This is a genomic window from Dongia sp. P2_B8 (assembly GCF_056404715.1).
Map to the genome: position 1 here is coordinate 75260 of NZ_JBFUDM010000009.1, position 24169 is coordinate 99428.

25 protein-coding genes are annotated in these 24169 nt (G+C 61.1%); 12 read left to right on the forward strand and 13 right to left on the reverse strand.

Going from position 1 to position 24169, the window contains the following annotated elements; all coding sequences use genetic code 11:
• Window positions 1-39 precede the first annotated feature (39 nt).
• Together AC1DWZ_RS21485 and AC1DWZ_RS21490 are read right to left on the reverse strand one after the other, a co-directional pair.
• Window positions 40-3780, reverse strand: a complete 3741-nt coding sequence (locus AC1DWZ_RS21485) for a vitamin B12-dependent ribonucleotide reductase (RefSeq protein ID WP_477170997.1) — start codon at window positions 3778-3780, stop codon at window positions 40-42.
• A 291-nt stretch (window positions 3781-4071) separates the two neighbouring features.
• A complete protein-coding gene (locus AC1DWZ_RS21490; RefSeq protein ID WP_477170998.1) occupies window positions 4072-5010 on the reverse strand; it encodes a DMT family transporter in 939 nt (312 codons plus the stop codon).
• An 86-nt stretch (window positions 5011-5096) separates the two neighbouring features.
• Between AC1DWZ_RS21490 and AC1DWZ_RS21495 the strand changes: the two genes are divergently transcribed.
• The 5 genes from AC1DWZ_RS21495 to AC1DWZ_RS21515 all read left to right on the forward strand — a co-directional run bounded on the left by AC1DWZ_RS21495 (window position 5097) and on the right by AC1DWZ_RS21515 (window position 7336).
• On the forward strand, window positions 5097-5585 hold the full coding sequence (locus tag AC1DWZ_RS21495) for a GNAT family N-acetyltransferase (protein WP_477170999.1): 489 nt from the start codon (window positions 5097-5099) through the stop codon (window positions 5583-5585).
• 110 nt (window positions 5586-5695) lie between these two features.
• A complete protein-coding gene (locus AC1DWZ_RS21500; protein WP_477171000.1) occupies window positions 5696-6049 on the forward strand; it encodes an NADH:ubiquinone oxidoreductase subunit NDUFA12 in 354 nt (117 codons plus the stop codon).
• 76 nt (window positions 6050-6125) lie between these two features.
• Entirely contained in the window at window positions 6126-6584 is a 459-nt protein-coding gene (mlaD, locus tag AC1DWZ_RS21505) for an outer membrane lipid asymmetry maintenance protein MlaD (RefSeq protein WP_477171001.1), read from the forward strand.
• A gap of 30 nt (window positions 6585-6614) precedes the next feature.
• On the forward strand, window positions 6615-6854 hold the full coding sequence (locus tag AC1DWZ_RS21510) for a hypothetical protein (RefSeq protein ID WP_477171002.1): 240 nt from the start codon (window positions 6615-6617) through the stop codon (window positions 6852-6854).
• On the forward strand, window positions 6851-7336 hold the full coding sequence (locus tag AC1DWZ_RS21515; protein ID WP_477171003.1) for a DUF2155 domain-containing protein: 486 nt from the start codon (window positions 6851-6853) through the stop codon (window positions 7334-7336). The genes AC1DWZ_RS21510 and AC1DWZ_RS21515 overlap by 4 nt, the downstream gene beginning before the upstream one ends.
• On the opposite strand, the gene aat is transcribed toward AC1DWZ_RS21515, so the two are convergent.
• The 6 genes from aat to AC1DWZ_RS21545 form a co-directional block, all read right to left on the reverse strand.
• Window positions 7252-7959, reverse strand: a complete 708-nt coding sequence (gene aat, locus AC1DWZ_RS21520; protein WP_477171004.1) for a leucyl/phenylalanyl-tRNA--protein transferase — start codon at window positions 7957-7959, stop codon at window positions 7252-7254. The genes AC1DWZ_RS21515 and aat overlap by 85 nt on opposite strands.
• Before the next feature lie 192 nt (window positions 7960-8151).
• Entirely contained in the window at window positions 8152-9486 is a 1335-nt protein-coding gene (gene accC / locus AC1DWZ_RS21525; protein ID WP_477171005.1) for an acetyl-CoA carboxylase biotin carboxylase subunit, read from the reverse strand.
• 19 nt (window positions 9487-9505) lie between these two features.
• Window positions 9506-9946 (reverse strand): acetyl-CoA carboxylase biotin carboxyl carrier protein, encoded by a 441-nt coding sequence (gene accB, locus AC1DWZ_RS21530; protein ID WP_477171006.1) that lies wholly within the window; start codon window positions 9944-9946, stop codon window positions 9506-9508.
• Window positions 9943-10404, reverse strand: coding sequence for a type II 3-dehydroquinate dehydratase (aroQ, locus tag AC1DWZ_RS21535; RefSeq protein WP_477171007.1), 462 nt, complete (start codon window positions 10402-10404; stop codon window positions 9943-9945). Before aroQ ends, accB begins: the two co-directional genes overlap by 4 nt.
• Window positions 10405-10747: 343 nt before the next feature.
• Complete coding sequence (locus tag AC1DWZ_RS21540) at window positions 10748-11551, reverse strand: DsbA family protein (RefSeq protein WP_477171008.1); 804 nt, start codon at window positions 11549-11551, stop codon at window positions 10748-10750.
• A 61-nt stretch (window positions 11552-11612) separates the two neighbouring features.
• Complete coding sequence (locus tag AC1DWZ_RS21545; RefSeq protein WP_477171009.1) at window positions 11613-12989, reverse strand: M48 family metalloprotease; 1377 nt, start codon at window positions 12987-12989, stop codon at window positions 11613-11615.
• An 84-nt stretch (window positions 12990-13073) separates the two neighbouring features.
• Between AC1DWZ_RS21545 and AC1DWZ_RS21550 the strand changes: the two genes are divergently transcribed.
• A complete protein-coding gene (locus AC1DWZ_RS21550) occupies window positions 13074-14630 on the forward strand; it encodes a gamma-glutamyltransferase (RefSeq protein ID WP_477171010.1) in 1557 nt (518 codons plus the stop codon).
• Between the two features lie 6 nt (window positions 14631-14636).
• Complete coding sequence (locus AC1DWZ_RS21555) at window positions 14637-15782, forward strand: pyridoxal phosphate-dependent aminotransferase (RefSeq protein WP_477171011.1); 1146 nt, start codon at window positions 14637-14639, stop codon at window positions 15780-15782.
• Between the two features lie 119 nt (window positions 15783-15901).
• Here the strand turns inward: AC1DWZ_RS21555 and AC1DWZ_RS21560 are convergent, their stop codons facing one another.
• Both AC1DWZ_RS21560 and tyrS read right to left on the reverse strand, forming a co-directional pair.
• A complete protein-coding gene (locus tag AC1DWZ_RS21560) occupies window positions 15902-16450 on the reverse strand; it encodes a PAS domain-containing protein (RefSeq protein WP_477171012.1) in 549 nt (182 codons plus the stop codon).
• Window positions 16451-16542: 92 nt separating this feature from the next.
• Window positions 16543-17808: a tyrosine--tRNA ligase gene (gene tyrS / locus AC1DWZ_RS21565; protein WP_477171013.1), complete on the reverse strand. Its 1266-nt coding sequence runs from the start codon at window positions 17806-17808 to the stop codon at window positions 16543-16545.
• A gap of 232 nt (window positions 17809-18040) precedes the next feature.
• Here tyrS and AC1DWZ_RS21570 point away from each other — a divergent pair, with 232 nt between their 5' ends.
• The 3 genes from AC1DWZ_RS21570 to AC1DWZ_RS21580 all read left to right on the forward strand — a co-directional run bounded on the left by AC1DWZ_RS21570 (window position 18041) and on the right by AC1DWZ_RS21580 (window position 21459).
• Window positions 18041-19129 (forward strand): anhydro-N-acetylmuramic acid kinase, encoded by a 1089-nt coding sequence (locus tag AC1DWZ_RS21570; protein ID WP_477171014.1) that lies wholly within the window; start codon window positions 18041-18043, stop codon window positions 19127-19129.
• Between the two features lie 236 nt (window positions 19130-19365).
• Window positions 19366-19797, forward strand: a complete 432-nt coding sequence (locus AC1DWZ_RS21575; RefSeq protein ID WP_477171015.1) for a GFA family protein — start codon at window positions 19366-19368, stop codon at window positions 19795-19797.
• A gap of 219 nt (window positions 19798-20016) precedes the next feature.
• A complete protein-coding gene (locus AC1DWZ_RS21580) occupies window positions 20017-21459 on the forward strand; it encodes a hypothetical protein (RefSeq protein ID WP_477171016.1) in 1443 nt (480 codons plus the stop codon).
• Between the two features lie 79 nt (window positions 21460-21538).
• Here the strand turns inward: AC1DWZ_RS21580 and AC1DWZ_RS21585 are convergent, their stop codons facing one another.
• Together AC1DWZ_RS21585 and AC1DWZ_RS21590 are read right to left on the reverse strand one after the other, a co-directional pair.
• Window positions 21539-21862 carry a hypothetical protein gene (locus AC1DWZ_RS21585; RefSeq protein ID WP_477171017.1) on the reverse strand — a complete coding sequence of 108 codons (324 nt, stop codon included), beginning with the start codon at window positions 21860-21862 and terminating at the stop codon, window positions 21539-21541.
• 62 nt (window positions 21863-21924) lie between these two features.
• Window positions 21925-22158 carry a hypothetical protein gene (locus tag AC1DWZ_RS21590; protein WP_477171018.1) on the reverse strand — a complete coding sequence of 78 codons (234 nt, stop codon included), beginning with the start codon at window positions 22156-22158 and terminating at the stop codon, window positions 21925-21927.
• A 132-nt stretch (window positions 22159-22290) separates the two neighbouring features.
• Between AC1DWZ_RS21590 and AC1DWZ_RS21595 the strand changes: the two genes are divergently transcribed.
• Both AC1DWZ_RS21595 and AC1DWZ_RS21600 read left to right on the forward strand, forming a co-directional pair.
• Window positions 22291-22587 (forward strand): type II toxin-antitoxin system RelE/ParE family toxin, encoded by a 297-nt coding sequence (locus AC1DWZ_RS21595; RefSeq protein WP_477171019.1) that lies wholly within the window; start codon window positions 22291-22293, stop codon window positions 22585-22587.
• Window position 22588: 1 nt separating this feature from the next.
• A complete protein-coding gene (locus AC1DWZ_RS21600) occupies window positions 22589-22891 on the forward strand; it encodes an addiction module antidote protein (RefSeq protein WP_477171020.1) in 303 nt (100 codons plus the stop codon).
• 295 nt (window positions 22892-23186) lie between these two features.
• Here the strand turns inward: AC1DWZ_RS21600 and AC1DWZ_RS21605 are convergent, their stop codons facing one another.
• On the reverse strand, window positions 23187-24092 hold the full coding sequence (locus tag AC1DWZ_RS21605; RefSeq protein ID WP_477171021.1) for a LysR family transcriptional regulator: 906 nt from the start codon (window positions 24090-24092) through the stop codon (window positions 23187-23189).
• Window positions 24093-24169 lie beyond the last annotated feature (77 nt).

A 24169-nucleotide genomic window follows, 5' to 3' on the forward strand; every position in this document is an offset into this window, starting at 1 on the left:
GGGCGGCTTTCCTTACCGCCCTTGGAGACACCTAAGGCCTTAAGAACACCCGCTCGTCGAGCCGCACGTCGTGCACTTCATGCAGGTGCCGTTGCGCACCAGGGTGAAGTTGCCGCACTCGCCGCAGGCATCGCCTTCATAGCCTTTCATCTTGGCTTCGCGGATCTTGTCGAGGCGGCTATCGACCGCCTGGACCACCGCCGCGCCAACTGAGGTCGTGTGCGTCGTGGTGACCGAGACGCTGCCGCTCACCCCGTTGCTGCCACCCCCATTGCTCCCGTGGCCGCCGCCCGCATGGGCGTGGACATGATGGGCATGGTCATGATCATGCGCGTGATCGTGCGCCAGAGCATTGTTGCCGATGGTGCCGCCCATCATGGAGGCGTTCTTCAGCACGATGAGGTTGGAGCGCACATAACCGGTCGAGGTAATGCGGCGCACAGCCTCGACGCCGCGGTCCACCTGCTGCTTCTCCGGCAGCGCCTGCTCGGCGGCACCACTGCCCATCGCATCGTGCAGCAGATCAGAGGGCTGCACATGCGCCAAGTCATTGCGGCCGAGATAGGAGACCGCCAGTTCCCGGAACGTGTAGTCGAGGATCGACGTCGCCATCTTGATGGCATCGTTGCCTTCGACCAGGCCATTGGGCTCGAAGCGCGTGAAGGTGAAGGCTTCGACGAACTCTTCGAGCGGCACACCGTATTGCAGGCCGATCGAGATGGCGATCGCGAAATTGTTCATGAGCGAGCGGAAGGCCGCACCTTCCTTATGCATGTCGATGAAGATCTCGCCGATCGTGCCATCTTCATATTCACCGGTCCGCAGATAGACCTTGTGGCCACCGACGATCGCCTTCTGGGTATAGCCCTTGCGACGCTCGGGGAGGCGCTTGCGGCCCTGCTCGACGATGCGCTCGACGATCCGTTCCACGATGCGCTCGGCGACGATCGGAGCGCGGGCTGCTGCCGGTGCCTCGATCACGTCATCGACCGTATCGTCATCGCCCAGCACCGAAGCCGAGAGCGGCTGCGAGAGCTTCGAGCCGTCGCGATAGAGCGCATTCGCCTTGATGCCCAGTTCCCACGAGAGCAGGTAGGCCGATTTGCAATCCTCGACCGAGCTCTGGTTCGGCATGTTGATGGTCTTCGAGATCGCGCCCGAGATGAACGATTGGGCGGCGGCCATCATACGGATATGGCTTTCGACCGAGAGATACCGCTTGCCGATACGGCCGCAGGGATTGGCGCAATCGAACACCGAGAGATGCTCGTCCTTCAAGAACGGCGCGCCTTCCAGGGTCATGGCGCCGCAGACGAAGGTGTTGACGGCTTCATATTCGGCCTTGCTGAAACCAAGGGCGGTCAGCATGTCGAAGGTCGGGCTGGCCAATTCTTCCGGCGTGAAGCCCAGGGCTTCCTGGCAGAAGGTATCGCCGAGGTTCCACTTGTTGAACACGAAGCGGATATCGAAGGCGGCTTCCAGCGAGCTTTCCAGTTTGCTCAGGATCTCGTCGGTGAAACCGCGCGCCTTCAAGCTCTGATGGTTGATATAGGGCGCGTCCTTCAGTGTCGCATGACCCACGGCATAGCGCACCATCTCCTCGATCTGCAGCGGCGTGTAGCCGAGCGTGGTCAGCGCATCGGGCACCATGCGGTTGATGATCTTGAAATAGCCGCCGCCGGCGAGCTTCTTGAACTTCACCAGGGCGAAGTCGGGCTCGATGCCGGTGGTGTCGCAATCCATGACCAGGCCGATCGTGCCCGTGGGCGCGATGACGGTCGACTGGGCATTGCGATAACCATGCTTCTCACCGAGCGCCAGGGCGAGATCCCAGGCATTCTTGGCAGCTTCGATCAAGCGCTTGTCGGTGCAGCTCTTGTGGTCCAGCACGACCGGCAGAACCGACAGGCCCTCATAGCCGGTCTTTTCGCTATAGGCGGCGCGGCGATGGTTGCGGATGACGCGCAGCATATGATCGGCATTCTTGGCATAGCCCGGGAAGGCGCCAAGTTCGCCAGCCATCTCGGCCGAGGTCGCATAGGCAACACCGGTCATGATCGCGGTGAGGGCTGCCGTGATGGCGCGGCCTTCTTCGCTGTCATAGGAGAGGCCGACCGACATCAGCAAGCCGCCGATATTGGCATAGCCAAGACCCAGCGTGCGGAACTCGTAGGAGAGCTGTGCGATTTCCTTCGAGGGGAACTGCGCCATCAGCACCGAGATTTCGAGGACGACGGTCCACAGGCGAACGGCATGCTCGTAGCTCTCAATGTCGACCAGGCCGTCGGCCGCCTTGAAGGTCATCAGGTTGAGCGAGGCGAGATTGCAGGCCGTGTCGTCGAGGAACATGTATTCGGAGCACGGATTGGACGCGTTGATGCGGCCGGATTCCGGGCAGGTGTGCCACTCGTTGATGGTGGTGTCGTACTGCACGCCGGGATCGGCGCTGGCCCAGGCGGCCTGGCCGATCTTTTCCCAGAGGTCGCGCGCCTTCAGCGTCTTGTGGACCTTGCCGTCGGTGCGGCGGATGAGATCCCAATCGCCATCCTGCGCCACGCGCTCGATGAAATCGTTCGAGATGCGCACCGAATTGTTGGAGTTCTGGCCGGAGACCGTGAGATAGGCGTCCGAATCCCAATCGGTGTCATAGGTCTTGAAGTCGATATTGTCGTAGCCCTGGCCGGCAAAATGAATGACGCGCTGGACATAATTGTCCGGCACCTTCGCCTTGCGCGCGGCACGCACGGCGGCCTTGAGGGCCGGGTTCGATTTCGGGTCGAGCTTGCCCGGGCCTTCGCCGTCATGGGCGGCCTTGATCACCTTGTTGAGATGGTAGTTGCAGGCCTGGCTGCCGGCGACCAGCGCCGCGACCTTCTGCTCTTCCAAGACCTTCCAATTGATATAGGCCTCGATATCCGGGTGATCGAGATCGACCGTCACCATCTTCGCCGCGCGGCGCGTGGTGCCGCCCGATTTGATGGCGCCGGCAGCGCGGTCACCGATCTTGAGGAAGCTCATCAGGCCCGACGAGCGGCCGCCGCCAGAGAGCTTCTCGCCATCGCCACGCAGCTTCGAGAAATTGGAGCCGGTGCCCGAGCCGTACTTGAACAGGCGCGCCTCACGCACCCAAAGATCCATGATGCCGCCCTCGGACACCAGGTCGTCGGAGACCGACTGGATGAAGCAGGCATGGGGCTGCGGATGTTCGTAGGCCGAGGTGGAGAGCGTCAGCTCGCCGCTCTTGAAGTCGACATAATGATGGCCCTGCGCCGGACCATCGATGCCATAGGCCCAATGCAGGCCGGTGTTGAACCATTGCGGGCTGTTGGGGGCGCCCATCTGGCGGGCGAGCATGAAGCGCATTTCGTCATAGAAGGCGAGGGCATCTTCTTCCGCGTCGAAATAGCCACCCTTCCAGCCCCAATAGGTCCAGGTGCCGACCATGCGGTCGAACACTTGCTTGGCGCTCATCTCGCCGGTGAAACGCTTTTCCGCCGGCAGTTTCACCAAGGCTTCCCGGTCAGCCTCGCGGCGCCACAGGAAATCCGGCACGTCGCCTTCGACGACGGGGCGCATCGCGGCGGGGACACCGGCCTTGCGGAAATATTTCTGCGCCAGCACGTCGCTCGCCACCTGCGACCAATCGGCCGGAACCTCGATATCCTTCAGCTGGAAGACGATCGAGCCATCCGGATTCTTGATCTCGCTCGTGGTGCGGCGGAACAGGATTTCCGAATATGGCGACTGGCCGGCTTTAGTGAATCGACGTGCAATACGCATGTGGTGGCCCCCGAAATTGGTCTTTATGTGCCCGGTCTGAACCGAATCCTCGCCCCTCTGCAGAATCTGGTTCAGCAAAACGGGTTAAAGGATTGGTTCGGCGCGTCTATATCTAGGTGCCTAGACCGGCGCCGTGACCAGATATTGATGCCGCGAGGCCCTCAGCGGCAACTAGAAAATATCAATATTTGGTGATTAATAATCTTGACGCCCATAGATGTTGAGGATGCCCTTGGTTTACGGGCGTTTCTGGGACTTCTCGCAGCGCAAAATGCCGTAATTAACCGATTCTCATTTTTTGTGACGCCCCGCGCCGCTCGAAAAGATGATTGATATCAATAGGATAATCGTACCGATCCACTGCTGCGCCGAGGTTGCTTCGCCCAGCACCAGGGCTGCGGCCGCCAGGCTGATGGCCGGTTCCAGGTTGAGGGTCATGGCGGTTTCGGTCGGCGACAGGGTCTTCATCGAGCCGAACCAGCAGATCATGGCGGTGACATAGCAGCCGGTGGCCCCCACATAGCCGACCCAGCCCAGGCCGCTTTCCGGCAGAGATACGCCACCCACGACGGCCACATAGACGGTGGCAAGGCCGATCATCCACAATTGGGCCCAGAAATTGACCACCCGGGAATCGACATCGTCGAGATAGGCGCCGCCCCAGGTGACAAATCCGGCAACACCCAGCGATGCCAGCAAAGCCAGCGCCGTCCCGCGCCAGTCGAGGGTGACCTGTCCCGGTTCGAAGGATATGCCGCTGAAATCGACGGTGAGGCCGATATCGCGGCCAAGGGCGATCACCAGCCCGCAGAAGGCCGTGATCAGGAGGAGGGCACGCAAGGGGCTGATCCGCTCACGCCCCGAAAGGGCCGCGAACACAGCCACCAGCAGCGGATAAGTATAGAGCAGGATGACGGCGAGGCTGACCTTGATATAGGCAACCGAGCTCAGATAGCCGACCGACATCATCATGAGGCAAATGGCGATCCAGAAGGTCGCCTGCATGTTGCGCTTGGGCAGTTTGAAGCTGACGCGGCTCACCGTCAGGATCAGGCCGAGGACGATCATCAGCGCACTGAAACGCGACCAGACCAGCAGCATCGGCGACGCCCCGCCCTGATAGGCGAGGCTGGCGAAGGTGGTGATCAGGCTGACGAAGATGGTGCCGACGAGCAGCAGGCCGAGCGCCCGCCAATGTGTGCGCGTGTTCGTACTCAGTGGAAACTCCATGCGGTGGGCAGGCTCTTGTGCGAGGACCCGCCTGCGGGCCACACTATGGGTGGCGCGGTGCAATCCTGTCCAGACAGGCGAGAAAAATGTTGAAAAGCGCGGTGCGCGGAATCGTCATGCGTCAGGCTGCGAGCGCGGACGCACCAGCACTTGCCGGCCTCATTCACCGGGCCTTCGAGGCCTATCGCGGGCATCTGGTGCCGCCATCCGGTGCCCATGCTGAAACACCAGCCAGTCTGGCCGCGGCCATGGCAAAGGGAGCTGCCTTCCTCGCCGAAGCCGGGACCGGTTCCGTTGCCTGCATCTTCGCCGAAGTCCGGCAGGACCGGGTCTATATCGGGCGCCTTGCTGTCGATCCGGCCTGCCGTGGGGCGGGTCTGGGGGCTGCCATGCTGGCCGAGGCCGAACGCTTTGCCCGCACCCAGAAGGTCCCCTGCATGGAACTGGGCGTCCGGCTGGTTCTTACCGACAATATCAGCCTATTTCAGAAGGTTGGCTTCAAGATCGTCGGCCAGCGCAGCCATCCGGGCTTTGCCGTTCCGACCTATCATGTCATGGAAAAGCGGCTGGATTAGCCATTCCTTGCTTGGAAATGTGGCGGATTGTATAGTCCGCCCCCAGTACATAACCCGTTGCACTTATTGGCCCTTCTGGGCCATTTGCAACCCATGGCGGCGAATCAGGCATGAGCATCGGTACCCGGCTTTTTACGTGGCTGAACGGCGAACTGGTCGGCAGTGACGAGTTCGGCAACAAGTATTATGTCCATCGCAAGACCAAGGGACAGAAGCGGCAAAAGCGCTGGGTCCTTTATAATGGCGAGGCGGAAGCCAGCCGTGTGCCGCCGGAATGGCATGCTTGGCTGCATGCAACCACGGCAGTGGCGCCGACCACCCGCGCCAAGACCAAATCCTGGCAGAAGCCCCACGAACCGAACCATACCGGTACCGACCTTGCCTACCGGCCGCCCGGCCACACCTTGATGGGCGGTCACCGCGCCAAGGCCACCGGCGACTACGAACCCTGGTCGCCAGTCTGATAGCCCCATTCTGATAGCCGGGGTCTAAGCACCGGACCCGCACCCACCCAGCCCGTCCACCGCCAAGGTTCGATCCATGCAGCGCAACGTTCTTGAAACCATCATGGGTGCCGTGGTGCTGATCGCCGCGGCGGTTTTCCTCTACGTCATCTATAGCGGCAGCGGGATCAAGGAAGATCGCGGTGGCTATCAGCTGGTCGTGCGCTTCGATCGCGGCGGCTCGGTGCTGCCGGGCACGGATGTGCGCATCAGCGGCGTAAAGGTCGGCGCGGTGACGTCGCAGGAATTCGACCCGAAGATGTTCCAGGCCGTGGTGACGCTCAATATCCGCAGCGATGTGGAGTTGCCCAAGGACAGTTCAGCGATCATCACCAGTGACGGATTGCTCGGCAATTACTATATCAAGCTGGAACCGGGCGCCGAGGACGAGTTGCTGAAGGATGGCGACCAGGTGGCTTATGCCCAGGGCGCCCTTGATCTCGTCGAGCTGATCAACAAATTCGTGGTGGGCGGATCGCCACCCAAGCAGGAATAGCGGCAGTTGCCGCAAGGCAGGCCTATCGCCATGAGTGCAGACAAAGCCAACCCCGGTTTCAACACCCCGGTCTGGAAGCAGCCCGACGGGCAGCCCGTGTCGTGCCTCGAAAAAGTCAAAGTCCTCAACCAGAATCTGATCGAGATCAGGCAGTTGGCGCAGGATGCGCTGGAGGATGCCGTGCTGATGGGCTGCGACGAAGCCCAGATCCGCGCGGTATTCAACGACCTGGTCGCGAAACTCGAGAATCCCTACGGAAAGAAATCATGAAGTTGAATGCGACCGGTGCGGCAGCAGCGGGGATCGGTTTCATCCTCGCGGGCGCCCTCGGCATTAATACGGCGACGGCCATTCCCGGCGACAATGTCGTGCTGCGCGCCATGGACAAGATCACGGCGCGCGTCTCCACCATCACCGTACCGGTCGGTGGGACCGTGAGCTTCGGCTCGCTCAAGATCACGGCCAAGGCCTGCGACAAGCATCCGCCGGAAGAGACGCCGGAAGCCTCTGCTTTCCTCGATGTGGTTGAGGAAAAGCCGGGTGAGGCGCCGCAGCCGCGCTTCGATGGCTGGATGTTCGCCTCGAGCCCGGCGCTCTCGGCGCTGGAGCACCCGGTCTATGATCTCTGGGTCCTGGATTGCACCAGCGATCAGCCGCCCGAAGCCGCTCAGCCTGCGGAAACGGCGCCTGCTTCCGAGGGTACCCCTGCGCCGACCAATTCCAGCAACACGGAATCCGGCACCTCGCAATAGAAGGTTGCCGGCTTTGCCAGGGCGTGGTTGAGGCGCAGGCGGTAATCGTCGCGCGGAATCTCGATCGTGCCGAAGCGGCTGAGATGCTTGGTGACGAACTGCGTATCCAGCAATTCATAGCCGCCATGGCGAAGCCTTGCCACGAGATGCACGAGGGCCACCTTGCTGGCGTCAGTCTCCCGGCTGAACATGCTTTCGCCGAAGAAGGCGCCGCCTAAGCAGATGCCGTAGAGGCCGCCCACGAGCCGCTCGCCTGACCACACTTCGACACTGTGCGCATGGCCCATGACGAAGAGGTCGCGGCACAGCTCGAAGATGGTGTCGTTGATCCAGGTTTGGCCACGGCCGGGTGCTGGCGCTGCGCAGCCATTGACGACCGCGTCGAAGGCCTTGTCGCAGGTAACGCGGAAAGCACCTTCTTCGCCGGCGAGGCCCTGGCGCACGGTTTTCTTCAAGGTGCGGGGGATGTGGATGCTATCCAAGGGCAGGATGCCGCGCTGTTCCGGATCGATCCAGTAAAGCTCGGGGTCGTTGCGCGCCTCCGCCATTGGGAAGATGCCGATCGCATAAGCGCGCAGCAGCATCTCGGGCGTGATCTTCGGCGGTTTGACCCTGTTGGACATCGACGACACCCTTAGAGCGAGACTGCGGTGCGTTCGGACCTACCCCTCACCCCAACCCCTCTCCCCAGAGGGGCGAGGGGCCTATCGCACGTTCGCTCGAAACTCCCTCGCCCCGCTTGCGGGGAGAGGGTCGGGGTGAGGGGGTGCTAGGCCACGCTCTCTTTGTCAGAGTGCCGGACGTTTGAGCCAGCGTCAAATGCCGACGAACTTCTCCAGCCAGCGGATGTCGTAATCGCCGTTGATGAAGTCCGGCGCCGTGACCAGCCGCTGGTGCAGGGGGATGTTGGTTTTGACCCCCAGAATGACCATTTCCTCCAGCGCGCGGCGCGCTCGCATCAGGGCCTCGTTCCGGGTCTTGCCATGCACCACCAGCTTGGCAATCAGGCTGTCATAATTGGACGGCACCTTGTAGCCGGCATAAAGCGCCGAATCGACCCGGACACCCAGGCCGCCGGCCGCGTGGAAATCCGTGATCAGGCCCGGCGAGGGCATGAAGGTCACCGGATCTTCGGCATTGATGCGGCACTCGAAGGCATGGCCGGTGAAGGTGATGTCCGACTGGCTGAAGCCGAGCGGTGCGCCGGATGCGACGCGGATCTGCTCGCGCACAAGATCGATGCCGGTGATCATTTCCGAAATCGGATGCTCGATCTGCAGGCGGGTATTCATTTCGATGAAATAGAACTTCCCGTCCTGGAACAGGAATTCGATCGTACCGACCGAACGATAGCCCATCGCCTTCACGGCTTTGACGGCGATCTCGCCGATCTCGGCGCGCTGGTCGGCATTGAGGGCGGGCGAGGGGGCCTCTTCCAGCACCTTCTGGTGCCGGCGCTGCAGCGAACAATCGCGCTCGCCCAAATGCACCGCATTGCCGTGATTGTCGGCGAGGATCTGGATCTCGATATGGCGGGGATGACCCAGATACTTTTCCATGTACATCTGGTCATTGCCGAAGGCGGCCTTCGCCTCGGCTTTCGCCATGGCGAGCGATTCCATCAGCTCGCCGGGATTGTTGGCGACCTTCATGCCCTTGCCGCCACCGCCGGCTGCAGCCTTCAGGAGGACCGGATAGCCGGTCTCCTCGGCAATGCGCGGTGCATCGGCATCAGAGATGGCGCCATCGGAACCCGGCACGCAGGGAATGCCGAAACGCCTCGCCGTTGCCTTGGCTTCGACCTTGTCGCCCATCTGCGACAGATGCTCGGGCGACGGGCCGATGAAGGTGAAGCCGTGCTCCTCCACCATGGAGGCGAACTTCGCATTCTCGGAGAGGAAGCCGATACCGGGGTGGATGGCGTCGGCGCCGGTGATGGTGGCGGCGGAAATGATCGCCGCCATGTTGAGATAGGAATCGCGCGATGGTGCCGGACCGATGCACACCGTCTCGTCAGCGAGGCGCACATGCATGGCGTCGGCATCGACAGTCGAATGCACGGCCACGGTGCGGATACCCATTTCGCGGCAGGCGCGATGGATACGCAGGGCAATTTCACCGCGATTGGCGATGAGGACTTTTTCAAACATCGTCGCGGCTGATCCTTGGTTACTCGATGACGATGAGCGGCTCGCCGAATTCGACCGGCTGCGCGTCGTGAATGAAGACTTCCTTGACCACGCCGTTGGCAGGGGCCGAGATCGGGTTCATGACCTTCATCGCCTCGATGATCAGGACCGTCTGGCCCTTGGTCACGCGGTCGCCGACCTTGACGAAGGGCGTGCCGCCGGGTTCCGACGACAGATAGGCCGTGCCGACCATGGGCGAGGTGACCGCGTTCTTCGAGACTTCCGTCTTGGCCGGGGCTGCAGGGGCGGCCGGTGCCGTATTCATGACCGGCGAGGCATGCACCACCGTCGCCGGCGCTGCCTGCGACATGACGCGGATGCGTTGGCCGTCTTTTTCCAACTCCAGCTCCGTGAGGCCGGTTTCCTTCAGCAACAGACCCAGTTTGCGGATCAGGGCCTCGTCGATATCGAACTTACTCATGCGCGTGCCTTCTTCGGATTGATCAGATTGGCCATCGCCTCCAGCGCCAGGGAATAGCCCTTGGCGCCCAGCCCGCAGATGACGCCCGTGGCGGCCTGCGAGACATAGGTATGATGGCGGAACGGCTCTCGCCGGAAGATGTTGGAAAGATGCACCTCGATGACCGGCAATTCGGTCACCAGCAGGGCGTCCAGAAGAGCGATCGAGGTGTGGCCATAGGCGGCCGGGTTGATGATGATGCCGGCATGGCGCCCACGCGCCTGCTGCAGCCAGGTCACCATCTCGCCCTCGATGTTCGACTGCTTGAAATCGAGCCCGAGGCCCAGCGACTTCGCCTTCGCTGCGCAGGCAGCTTCGATGTCGTCCAATGACTCGTGCCCATAGACCTCAGGCTGGCGTTTTCCCAGCATGTTCAAATTCGGTCCGTTCAGCACCAAAATGGTCGGTTGCTTGGCCAAGATCGAGATTCCCCGGAGATGCGCTTCTGTGACATCGGGCGCAAAAGCGCGAATTCAGGCCGTTATAGCCGTGCCGGGCAGGGAGGGCAACCGCACCCTCCCGTCCGGACGCGCCGTTACCCGGAACATGTCGATTCTGATGCCGGAATACAACAAAAATCCAATCGGGCGAGAGGCTTGGCCGATTCGACGCCATTGGATATGGCTTATTTTTGTTCGTCATCCTCGGGCTTGACCCGAGGATCAAGTTCCGCCGCCGAGCTGTTGCAGGCTGATCCTCGGGTCAAGCCCGAGGATGACGAACCATGCAAGCCCGAGGATGACGATGGGGAAGCGAGATAGATCAGCTGCCCTTGCGGAAATCGGTGATGAGGTCCTGCAGCCTTTCGATCGACAAGGCGCCTGGAATGACCTTGTCGCCGATGATGAAGGTGGGTGTCGACCGGATCGACAGCGCCAAAGCGAGGTCGTGGTTGGCAGTGAGCTGCTTCTCGACCTCTTCCGACTTCATGTCCGCCACCAGCTTCTCAGCATCGAGGCCGACGCCGGCCGCCACGGAGGCAATCGAATTGAGGTCGAGCTCGCCGCGATAGGCCATCATCGCCTGATGGAAGGGAAGATACTTCTCCTGCTTCGCCGCAGCGAGTGCCGCGCGCGATGCCAGCACCGATGGATCGCCCAGGATCGGGAACTCCTTGAACACCAGCTTCAATCCCTTATCCGACTGCAGCAAGCCTTCCAGTGCCGGCGAGACCTGTTTGCAATACGGACATTTGTAATCGAAGAACTCGACGATGGTGACGTCACCCACCGGATTGCCGGCAAAGGGCGAGGCCGGGTCGCCGAACACCTGGTCCTTCTTGTCCTTCAATGCCTGCACCTGCAGATCGGCCTTGGCATTTTCTTCCTTGGCCTGCAGCGCCTGGATGGCTTCGCGAATGACCTCCGGATGTTCCAGCAGATAATCATGGGCGATGCGTGCGATGTCCTTGCTCTGATCTTCGCTGAAGGTTGCCGTGCTGGCCGCCGATGCGGTTGCGGTATTCTTGTCGGGCTGCGGGGCGCCATGCAGGCTGAACGCCAGCGCCACGGCGCTTAGTGCCAAAGCGATCATGCCTGGGAAATGTTGGAAACGAGATGAACGCATGTGAGATGGCCTTGTGTGTCTGATGCCGTGTACGTCTGATGTGGTACCAGGCGCGATATCGCTATTGATTGTCTTTGATCTGCTGGGCTTCGGTGATGATGTCGTTCGCCTTCAGCCAGCCGGGTGATCCGGCCTTCATGCCTTCCAGCGCACGCTTGGCCTGGGCCCAGGCTTCTTGCGAATTGCCTTGTGCCATAGCCTGTTCCGCCTGCGCCAGGGCCGACATGGGCAGATCGCCGTCGCGGCCATAGGCGACCGACAGGAAATACCAGGCGCGCGCATTCCGGGGTTCGATCACGGTCACGTCTTCAAGATGCTTGATGGCACTCTTGGTGAGGTCAGGCTGCTCCAGCTCGATCTCGATCTGCGCGAGCTCCAGGCCGATGAGCGGTTCGTTCGGCCGCTCTTGCAGCGCTGCCGTATAGAGCGGCAAGGCCTCGGCCAGCTGGCCGTTCTCAAACAGGATTTGTCCCTTCTGCTCCAGGAAGAACGGGTCATTCGGCACGTCGGCAAGCAGGCTGTCCATCAGCTGCACGGCTTCCTTGGCGCGGCTGACGCGGTAGAGCGCGATCGCGTTGGCATAGCGCGCCGGGATCGATTTGTCGCTCGCCGGAAATTCCTGTTCGACGCGGGACAGCGGCCAGATATAGCCCTTGAGCTTCGCCACCATGCGCTGATGCATGGCGGTGATTTCCGGCGAATCCTTGGCATCGCTATAGGGCGAATTGTTGACATGGTCCTCCACGGAATCGATACGGTCCGTGGTCAGCGGGTGGGTCAGCAGATAGGGATCCTGGTTCTGGCCCAGCAGGAATTCCTGGCCCTCCAGCTTCTTGAAGAATTGCAGCATGCCGCGCGAGGATTGCTGCGTGGCGTCCAGGAACCCCATGCCGGCCTGGTCGGCGGCGGCTTCCTGCGTCCGCGAATATTTCAGCAGGTTGCGCTTGGCGATTTCGTTGCCGAGGGTGGCGCCTGCGACCGCCGCCCCGCCATTGCCGCTGGCGACCGCAGCGCCGGCACCGAGCACCATGCCGATGATCTGCTCGATGGTGGCGTTCTTCAGTTCCTCCTGGATGCGCGACAGATGCGCCCCGGCGATATGGCCGGTTTCGTGGGCGATGACGCCCTTCACTTGATTGGCCGTGTCGGCCCGTATCAGCAGGCCGGTATTGATGAACAGGCGCATGCCGCCGGCGACGAAGGCGTTGATCGAATCGTCATCCACCAGCAGCACGCGGATGCCATTGGGATCGAGCCCTGCCGCCCGGAACAGAGGATCGGCATAGGTGCGGATGGTCGATTCGACCTCGGCATCCCGGATCAGGCTCAAGCGGCGTGCCTGAGCAAAGGCCATTTGTGGTTGTCCGGCCAGCCCCATGACCAGCAAAACGACCAAAAACGGCGCCAGGATGCGGCGCAGATCGGTTCGGTTGATCAATCCGGGTTTCCTTCTCTATGCTCGCCCCAAAACGCGGGGGCCTGGTCAGGGTTCCCAACCACGACCAGCAGGGCGGAGTTAATCATGTCTGAAGCCTATCATAACGGCCATGCCGGGGCCGGCCAAGGAAAGTCGGTGGGGCACCGCCAGCGCCGGTTGGGCGGCTTTGCCCTCGCCATGTCAGCGAGCTTGCTGCCGATTCTGCTGGGCAGCTGTGGAAATACCCGTTCGGTTGCCTCGGATGCGACCCAGATCGACCGGTTCAAGGCCGGGGTGGTGGCGGATGAGCCGCGGGCGGCGCTGATTGGCCGCACTGTGATCGCCAGCGGCGGCAATGCCGCCGACGGTGTCGTGGCGGCCTATTTTGCCATGTCGGTAACCATGCCGGCATCGGCGGGCTTGGGCGGTGGCGGCATCTGCATCGCCCACAATGCCGAGGAAAAGACCACCGACATCATCGATTTCCTGCCGCGCGCGGCGGCGGCTGGTGCCGTTGCGGTGCCGGGGAATGTCCGCGGCATGGCGGCCCTCAATGCCCGCTATGGCAAGCTGCAGCTGGCGGCCCTGATCGGGCCCGCCGAAAGCCTGGCCACGACCGGTGTGCCGATCAGCAAGGCGCTCGCCCACGATCTGCAGCAATATGGCCATCTGCTGACCGAGGATCCCACTCTGCAGGCGACCTTTGCAAAGCTCGACGGCACGCCGCTGGGCGAGGGCGACAATATGCGCCCCGTCGATCTTGCGGCCTCGCTCGGCCAGATCCGCGTCCAGGGCGTCAACGCCTTTTACAGCGGCTTTCTCGGTCAGAAGCTCGTCGAGGGCGCTCAGGCCATCGGCGCGCCGCTCACCATCGATGATCTGCGCAAGTACAAGGTGGCGATCTATCCGCCGCTGGAAACGCCGTTCACCGATCTCAGCCTCTATGTGGCACCACCGCCTGCCTCGGGCGGTGTCATGACGGCACAGGCCGTTGCGATGCTGGCCGGCACGGACAATTCACCCGCGTCCCAGGCCGCGATCTCGCGCGAGATCATGGCGGCGCGCGCTGGCTGGATGCAGCCTGACGGCAGCAGCAAGGTCCCGGCGGCCGATCTCATCTCGGCCGGCAAGGTGAAGGAACTGGCAGCCCAAAGCAGCATCGCGCTGCCGCAGGAGAATGTCAGCGCCGCCAGCATCGTGGCGATTGATTCAGACGGTGTCGCTGTAGCCTGTACCTTCACGATGAACGCGCCCTTTGGTGCCGCGCGCGTGGCGCCGGGGACCGGCATCGTCCTCGCCCCCGCGCCGAACGATCAAGGTGTGGGCTTCTCCACCTTGTCGCCCGTGATGGTCGCCAGCAAGTTCAACGGCGAAGTCTATTTTCTGAGCGGTGCGTCCGGGGGTGCCCCAGGAGCGCTGGCCGAGGCGCTGGTGCTCGACGGCGTCATGCACCGCGCACTGCCGCTCGACCAGGCGATGCAGCTGCCGCGCAGTTACGATGGCGGCAGCCCCGACCAGACCTACGATGAATCGAGCGGTGTCAGGCTCGGGCGCCTGAACGCGATCTTCTGCAGCAGTGCGGCACCGTCGGATCCCGACACGTGCCAGCTGCGTAACGATTATCGTGGCAACGGCCTGGCGTCGATCCTCGGCGAAGACTGAAACCTCATGGCGCTCAAATCATCGCGCCGCGCGGCGATCGATCCCTTCATCGTCATGGAGGTGATGCGCGCGGCCAATGAACGCGCTGCTTCCGGTGGCGATGTCATCCATATGGAAGTGGGGCAGCCTTCGACCGCGGCCCCGGCCAAGGTACGGGAAGCAGCACAGAAAGCGCTGGAGCGTGATCTCATCGGCTATACCGATGCGCTGGGTCTGCCGCATCTGCGCCGCCGCATCGCCCAGCATTACCGCGAATTCTACGATGTCGATGTGCCGGCCTCGCGTATTGCGGTGACGACGGGCTCGTCCGGCGGATTCCTGCTGGCCTTTCTCGCCGCCTTCGATCCCGGCGACCGAGTGGCTCTCGCGATGCCGGGCTATCCCTGCTATCGCCACATCCTCACGGCGCTGGGGCTGGAGCCGGTGCTCATCCCGACCGGGCCGGAAACCAAGTACCAGCCGGACATCGCGGCCCTGGAACGGATCGAGGGCCGGCTCGACGGGTTGATCGTGGCCTCACCCTCAAACCCCGTGGGCGCCGTTCTGCCTGCCGCATCGTTGGCGGCGATCGCCGACTGGTGCCGCAACAAAGGTGTGCGGCTGGTGTCGGACGAAATCTATCACGGCATCACCTTCGGTGCGCCGGCGACCACGGCGGCACCCCATCACGACGCCATCGTCATCAACAGCTTCTCCAAATATTTCAGCATGACCGGCTGGCGCTTAGGGTGGATGGTGCTGCCCGAAGATCTCGTCAAGCCGGTCGAGCGCCTCTCACAGAACTTCTTCATCTCGGCGCCGGCGCTCTCGCAGCTCGCGGGCGGTGCGGCCTTTGATGCGCATGAGGAACTGCAGGGCAATGTCGCGCGCTATGGCAAGAACCGCGACCTGCTGCTGAACGAATTGCCGCAGGCGGGCTTCGACGACCTCGTCAGCACCGATGGTGCCTTCTACATCTATGCCAATGTGGCGCATCTCACCAATGACAGTCTCGGATTCTGCCAGCGCATGCTGGCCGAGACGGGTGTGGCTGCCACCCCCGGCATCGATTTCGATCCCACGCGCGGCCATCATTTCATGCGCTTCTGCTTCAGCGGCGCCACGGATGACATGGCCGAGGCCGCCAAGCGCCTCAAGGCCTGGCGGAAGTAGCTGGCAAAGACCCCTCACCCCAACCCTCTCCCCACTTCGTGGGGCGAGGGAGTTGCTATCGAGTTCGCTATAAAGCCCCTCGCCCCTCAGGGGAGAGGGGTTGGGGTGAGGGGAGTTTTCTAGCTTCTTACGTGCGCCGCCAGATCGAACGCAACTTCCGCCGCTGTCGCCGGCTGAAACACTTCAACGCCGCCCGGCGCGCGTTCTTCGAACACTTGCCCTGCCAGCACCATGTCGACTGTTGTGCCGTCGCGGGTCAGTGGCAGGTGCAGCCGTTTCGTCCAGCGATATTCCTTGCCGGCCCAGCGGAAACTCCCTTCGGAATAGACCGGCACTGCCTGCGTGACGACGATGCCGTAGAGGTTCTGCGTGAACGCCACCGTCGAGCCGGTGGTCAGTTCCTCGATCGTCTTGCCGGTATAGTCGGAACCATGCGCGGTCACGATATCGGTGCCGACCAGCCGGTAGCGGATAAAGCGGCCCGCATCGCCGACATCCGAGAGAATGAGATTGGGGAGGAGGCGCGGAATCTCGATCGGGTCAAGAGCTGCCCGCGGCATGGCGATCTGCTCGCCGCGCCCCGCCAGCCAGTAATCATACAAGGTGACCAGCAGCGGGTGCGCGATCCGGCGGCGAAACGACGTGCCGTCCTGCGCTATTCCGCCCACCCATGCCCCCACATGCTAGCAGCACCTGAACCGAATAAGGGAAGAGTAGGCGCCGCCTTTGTGCATTGCAATGTTGAACCAATCGGCCCCGCTTAGGAAACGCGGATCACCACATGCTTTTTCTTGCCGGCGGACAGTTTGACGACACCTTCGGCGTTGATATCAGCACTGGTTATCTTGCCGTTCTCATCGGTAATAGGCTGGTCATTGAGCTTGGCGCCGTTGCCCTTGATCAGGCGCCGCGCCTCGCTCTTTGAGCTGGCAAAGGAGGCCTGGACAAGAAGGTCGATGATGGCAATGCCCGCATCAAGTGCTGCCCGCGCCACATCGAGTGTCGGCAGATCGCCGCCGAGCCCGCCCTCGACGAACACTTTGCGTGCCGTCTCCTGCGCGTCGAGTGCTGCTGCCTCGCCCCGGCACAGCTTGGTCGCTTCATTGGCGAGGATGATCTTGGCGTCGTTGATCGCAGCGCCCTCGAGCTTTTCCAGCCGCGCGATTTCATCCAGCGGCAATTCGGTGAAGAGGCGCAGGAAGCGCCCGACATCGGCATCCTCCGTGTTGCGCCAGAACTGCCAGTAATCATAGGCGCTCAAACGCTCTTCATTGAGCCATACGGCACCGGCCGCCGACTTCCCCATCTTGGCGCCGGATGCCAGCGTGATGAGCGGCGAGGTGAGGCCATAGAGTGCCGCATCATCGCAGCGCCTACCCAGCTCCACGCCGTTGACGATGTTGCCCCACTGGTCCGACCCGCCCAATTGCAGCGCGCATTTATAGCGCCGCGACAGTTCCAGGAAGTCATAGGCCTGCAGGATCATATAGTTGAATTCGAGGAAGGTGAGCGGCTGCTCACGCTCCAGGCGGATCTTGACCGAGTCAAACGCCAGCATGCGGTTGACCGAGAAATGCCGCCCATAGTCGCGCAGGAATTCAAGGTAATTGAGCTTGTCCAGCCAATCGGCATTGTTGACCATGATGGCATCGGTCGGCCCATCGCCGAAGGTCAGGAACTTCGCGAAGATCTGCTTGATGCCGGCGATGTTCCGGGCGATATCGGCATCCGACAACACCTTGCGCATATCATCGCGGCCCGTGGGATCGCCCACCTTGGTGGTCCCGCCGCCCATCAGCACGACCGGCTTGCCGCCTGACCGCTGCAGCAGGCGCAGCATCATGATCTGCACCAAGGACCCCACGTGCAACGAGTCAGCCGTGGCATCGAAGCCGATATAGGCAATGAGCGGCCCACCCTTGGCGCCCGGCCGGGCGAGGGTGTCAAGTTCCTCCATGGCGGTGCACTGGTGCAGATAGCCCCGCTGGGTGAAATCGCGCAGGAAGGGGGATTGCGGCTGGAACATGGGTCTAACTCATTGGGCGTTGCGTGGTGAGAGGCCGGTCATGTAACACATTCGCCCGAGAGGGGCCAAGCGGGGCGGGAATCGGCCGGAATCGGCGGGAAACCCGCTAAAATTCCATACCGTCATCCTCGGGCTTGACCCGAGGATCTGCTTGCAACAGCTCGGCGGCTGGGCCTGATCCTCGGGTCAAGCCCGAGGATGACGGATCAGAAAATGGTCAGGGACAGGGTAGATGGCGGCAAAATGGGCGATCGGGCTGATGAGCGGGACCTCCGGCGACGGGGTGGACGCTGCCCTCATAAAGGCCGATGCGCAAGCTATCGAGGCGTTCGGCCCAGCCGTCTCGGAACCCTATGACGCCGCTTTCCGCACGCGTCTGAAGGCCCTCTATGGCGGCAAGGGGCCGGTGGCGGAGATCGCTGCGGTCGAGCGCGAGCTCACTGAACGCCACGCCCGCGCTGTCCTCCATCTCCTGGGGCAAGCTGGCATGAAGCCGGCCGAGATCGCGGTGGTGGGCTTCCACGGCCAGACCATCCTCCACGCGCCGCACGAGCGACGCACCTGGCAGATCGGCGACGGGGCGCTCCTCGCCCAGCTGATCGGCATCGACGTGGTCAATGACTTCCGCACGAATGATGTGGCGGCGGGTGGGCAGGGGGCTCCGTTGGTGCCGATCTTCCACCAGGCGATGGCGGCGGCCCTCCCGGCCTCGCTCGGCCGGCCGCTCGCCGTCCTCAACATCGGCGGTGTCGCCAACGTGACCTGGATCGGCGCCGATGAATCATTGCTGGCCTTCGACACCGGCCCCGGCAATGCTCTTCTCGACGATTGGGCGTTGCGCCACAAAGGCGAACCCGTCGATCTCGGCGGCGCCTTGGCCAAGAAGGGCCGCATCGACGACGATGTCCTGGCCGAACTCTTGAGCCACCCCTTCTTCGATCTCCCCGCGCCAAAGTCGCTCGACCGCAACGCCTTCCATTCCACGGTGGTCGATCATTTGAGCGCCGTCGACGGCGCGGCAACGCTCACCGCCTTCACCGCCGCCTCGATCTCGCGCGCGACCTATCTCTTCCCCTCCCAAGTCCACAATTGGCTCATCTGCGGCGGCGGCCGCCACAACCCCGTGCTGATGGCAGCACTCGAAGAACGCCTCGACGCCCCCGTGCAATCCGTCGACGCCCTGAGCTGGGACGGCGACGCCCTCGAAGCCCAAGCCTTCGCCTACCTCGCCCTCCGCAGCCTCGCCGGCCTACCGCTGAGCTATCCGACGACGACGGGTGTGCCAGTGCCGATGACGGGTGGCAAGCTGCACCGGGCGTAGCGCACGCCTCCCTCTCCCTTTAGGGGGAGGGTCTGCCGGTGAATGCCGACCTGCGTCGGCGGGGTGGGGGCGCAAGTGAAGACTCGGTCCTGCTATGCTGGCCTCACGCACGGTACTGCTATCGAGCACTCATACCCTCTCCCCTCGCGGGAGAGGGTCAGGGTGAGGGGGCTGTTGCATCAGACTCAATGAAGCGGGAAGAATAAGACCATCTCCCAAGATGAGGAGCACCGAGAATGACCGATCAGCATCAAGGCGGTTGCGTCTGCGGCGCGGTGCGCTACGTCGCCACCGGCGATCCTGAGCGCGTCACGATCTGCCATTGCACCTGGTGCCAGCGCCGCACCGGCTCCGCCTTCGGTGTCGAAGCCGTCTTCAAAACCGAGCGCGTGAAAATCACCGGCGACACGCTCCGCTCCTACCGGCACATCTCCGACCAATCCGGCCGCTGGCTCGACCAACATTTCTGCGCCATGTGTGGCACCAATCTCGGCCTCACCCTGGAAGCCGTCCCCGACGTCCGCTCAATCGCCGCCGGCACCTTCGACAACCCCGCCTGGCTGGACCCCAAGACCACCCCCTTCCGCCACATCTTCCTCCGCTCAACAAGAGGTTGGGCCGATGTACCGGCCGGCATCGAACAACACGAAGAACATTTTCGAGCGTAGTATTGAGCCCGAGTCCTCAACTGGCTCACCTCGGCGGTGGCAGACGCAATCCGGTACTGATGGCAGTCTTGGAAGAACGATTGGACGCTCCGGTTGCAATCCGCCATCACCATTGGTGCTTTCAAAGATTGCAAAAAATCTCAATCTGATCGGAGATATCTCCTGGCATAATTAGTCGGACATGGTCGCGAAATATCTACTTCCATCGAGGCGCGTCAGATGAATGATAGGAACGATGAGGTTTATTTCGACGCGCTAGGGACGAATGCGCAAGGATTAGTGAATGTTCTTAAAGAGCGATACAATCTGCCATCCCGTGTCGAAAACAATTGTGTTTTTATCAAACGATCACTTTTGACGAAGAGATTTGGTGCGCGAACATACCTATCTAGACATCATCAAATAAGCATTGAGAGTACCGTCAAGGACAAACAGGTAAGTTCCGAACTTGCCTCCTTCGTCAATATGCCGCAGCCAAATCTTAAGCGAAGTAAGATCAGCATCCCTAGAGACCTCGGCCTGATTACAGACACAGTTCATGCCCTAAATACACTAACTGTTTGCGAAACCGATGCGGTGGCAGCGGTGCTAAGTCAGCTCGTACTTCCCTTGTTGCGAAAGTTTAAGGCAACACATGTAACTTGCGTCAGAGCAGAACTGGAAGACTTCCAGATATCTCTATCAATCATCAGAATAATTTGCTTGTGGCAGAGGTTTGGGGGCGACGTTGCTGGGCAAATGATTCAAAAAGGCTACGAAGAGCCCCTTCTGGCCCCCTTCGGCCATGCGTGGCCGAACAGTATGGATTCACTGTCTTATGTTGACGCCCTTACCAAGTTTCCACCAATTGCCCTCACCCTCCCGGTCCGACGTCTGAATTGCGCTTTTCATTTTCAGTCCGAAGCAATGTGGAATCTGCATAGAGTATACTTCAATGGTTGGCTCAACGAGTTTGCATTGGCGGTCAATCCATTGGCTGTGGCAGGTCACTACTTTGGCTTGAGCGGTCTACATGGAATGAAGGAGTCCAATATTTGGCGCTTTCTAAGTTTTGTGGTCAGCGGAGTGAATGGTTTACTTTGCTGGCTCAGCAATCCCGCGAACTTCGCAGCTAGAGACGGAAGAATTGATCTTCTTCGGCAGGTGCAAGCTTTGAGCGCCATTCATTTGTTGTTTGGTGATTTGAGTGCGATGCATCACTCAAGCGAAAGTCATCATACTATCAGTTTTGCCATGTCCTTGCTTGATAAGCTTTCTAATATACGTGTTCAGTTGGGAGGGTCTAAGGAGCCGTCCTTGGAGAAAGATGAATTTAAGAATCTGTTCTCCATGAAGCAGGCGTTTAAGTTAAAGGCAATACTCGGGGCAGGTTTTCAGAAGAAAGGATATGCGGAACTTAGTGCCGCCTTTGAAAACGCAGTTGATAATAGCTACAAAGAATTGCATGACTGCCTTCGCAGCCAGGGTCTGGACGAAGAGAAAGATAGATTAGATCAACTTTGGTCCCAACGGAATATTCGGCACGGATCGTTCTTGACGAGGAATCAGTTTGAAAAACTTTTCCTCACTTCTTCCGGTGCAATTCCCGCAACCATTGGATCCGTGGCGTATCTGTTAGTGCTTGGGCTAGTAGCGGCGCCAGAACAGTTTCTTGCCGACTAGCTTCTCGAAAAAATTCGGTATGGGCGCGTCCGGCGGCGCTTATCTTGATTTCCCCCGGAAATGGTCGGTTCTTGAAAACCTACTTGCTACTCGATCGCGGTTTTTCTAGAAATGGCAACAAATGCGCATTAATCAGGTAATTTACTCGATCAATGGTCATCTTTGCGCCGCGACATGACAAGATGCCCATAGATTGGAACGCTTGAGACATCACGTAGGCGGGAATATCGGGGCCGCGCTTTCGATACAGTTCGTACAGTTCGGCGGAAGCAGTTATAAAGTCCGTGCCGTAAGTCGTTGCCCAGCTAGTCTTTGGGTGACCTGCGTTAAGATACTCGCCCTGCTTGGCTCTGCAAGTCTCAAGTAGCTCAATCTCTCTTTGCCCATCATCGACTTGATCCAATTTTTTCTCCATGACATTTCATTGGAAGTCCGGGAGCAGGGTACGTCTTTGCGGCATTCATTTCATGTTGACGACTCGGCACCGGGAACGGCCGCCTCTACAGCGGCAATCGCCGAGCCGACCGCAGCTTCCACACTGTCTGCGTCGCGCGTGAAATCCACGGCGATGAACCCATGCTTGCCCACCCCGAGTGTCGCATCGTCGTAGCCGGCGTCGAACAGTGCATCTACGAAGTTGGTCGAATCGTCGCCGCCGTTCGGCAGCTTGAAGGTCAGGATGAAATCAAAGGCAGACATCAGATTTCTCGCGACATGGCGAGCAGGTCTCGCATTTCTCATTCCATCAGGGTAGAATATCATTTATATGATGCAATCATTAATAACAACACATCATCCTTGACGATCTGTAGTCAATAAACTACAATCCCAATGTTCGAGCTGAAACAGACTGAGGCATTTCAGAAGTGGCGCATGCGCTTGAATGACGTTCGGGCCTGCGCCTTGATCGCCTCTCGGCTGGACCGGCTTGCCTATGGGCATGCGGGCGATGCGGAGCCGGTCGGGGCGGGGATCAGCGAGTTGCGCATCCATTACGGCCCCGGCTATCGCATCTATTTCCATCGCCGGGGTAACACTGTGATTGTCCTGCTGTGCGGCGGCGACAAGGGTACGCAAGCCAAGGACATCAAAACCGCAAAGCGCCTGCTGGAAGAACTGAGCAACTGACATGGCCGCCAAACTCTCGACCTATGATCCCGCCGGAGATCTGACTTCCGACAAGGCGATCGCCATCTTCATGAGCGAAGCTTTTGCCACGGAAGATGCGGGCTACATCGCTCATGCGCTGGGTGTCGTGGCCCGTGCCAAGGGCATGGCGCAGATCGCACATGAAACCGGCCTCTCTCGCGAACAGCTCTATCGCTCATTCAGCGCCAATGGGAATCCGACGCTGAAGACGACGCTCGCCGTCATGAAGGCGCTCGGCATCGCACTGACGGCAAAGGCACCGTCGAAAACCCCACCTGGCTGAACCCCTGGCTCAGCCAGCTTTTTTGACGAAGCCGCGAGAAAAAAGACATGGGTTGGGAATATTTGCCAATCATCCCCGTTCTACTATTAGGCGCCGGAATCGCCCCCCATGTCTGAACCGGCGCCAAAAAGCGCTGTGCCGCGGCAGCCCCCGCGGCACAGCGCATCAATCTAAACGGCTGCGAGTGGTTTATCGGGGCGCGATTATTCCTCCGACAATGATCTCGGGCCTAAATGATTGCCTTGCTGCGGAAGGCACCGCTACCGCTACCGCAATCGATACAAGGCGCGCCCTCTCACCCCACCGCCACCCCCGCAATACAATCCCGGAACCATCGCTGGGCCGGATGGACATCGTTGCGGCGGTGCCAGGAGAGCATGAACGGCACGGGCGCCAGCTCGATCGGTGGCGGCAGGATGGCGAGTGCCGCCGCATGGCTTGATGCGCGGACAACGCCGGCCATCAAGGTGGCGATCATGTCCGAGGCGGCGATAAGGAGGGGGGCTGCGTACATGTGCGGCAAGGTCAGCGCGAGGCGGCGCTTCAGCCCTTGTTTGGCGAGCGCCGCATCGACCTCGCCGAACCGGTCATTCTCCGGCGAGACGAGGAGATGCGAGAGGGCGAGGAACGCGTCGAGGTCGAGCGGTCTCACCGCAGCCGGATGATCCTTGCGCAGCACGCAGACGAAGCGTTCTTCGAACAGCGGTCGGTTCAGAATCCGACCGGTGGGCGAGGGCGGGACACCGATGGTGAGGTCGACCTCGCCGGAATCCAGCATCGCGATGGCATCGTCTCTGGCGGTGAAGTTGCGCACGCGCAGGGTGACACCTGGCGCCACGGCACGTAGCGCTTCCAGCAGCCGTGGCAGCAGCACGAAGGTCGGGTGATCCGAGAGGCCCAGCGAAAACGTGGCGCCCGACGTCGAGGGATCGAAATCTTGCGTGAAGGCCAGCGTCCTCTGGATCTCCGCCAGCGCATGGCCCAGCGGCTCGGCGAGATCCAGGGCGCGGGGCGTCGGCTGCAACCCGCTTGGCCCCCGAATGAACAGCTCGTCCTTCAGCAGGCTGCGGAGGCGCGACAGCGCCGCACTCATCGCCGGTTGCGTGCGGCCGATGCGCGTGCCGGCCCGTGTCACACTCCGCTCGGCCATCAAGGCGTCGAACGCGACCAGCAGATTGAGGTCTATGCCATGTAAATCCATGGAATGGATGTTCACACATATCATCTATCGATTTCAAGTATGTGCCAGCGGCCGCTACCTCCCTTCCTGACAGGCAA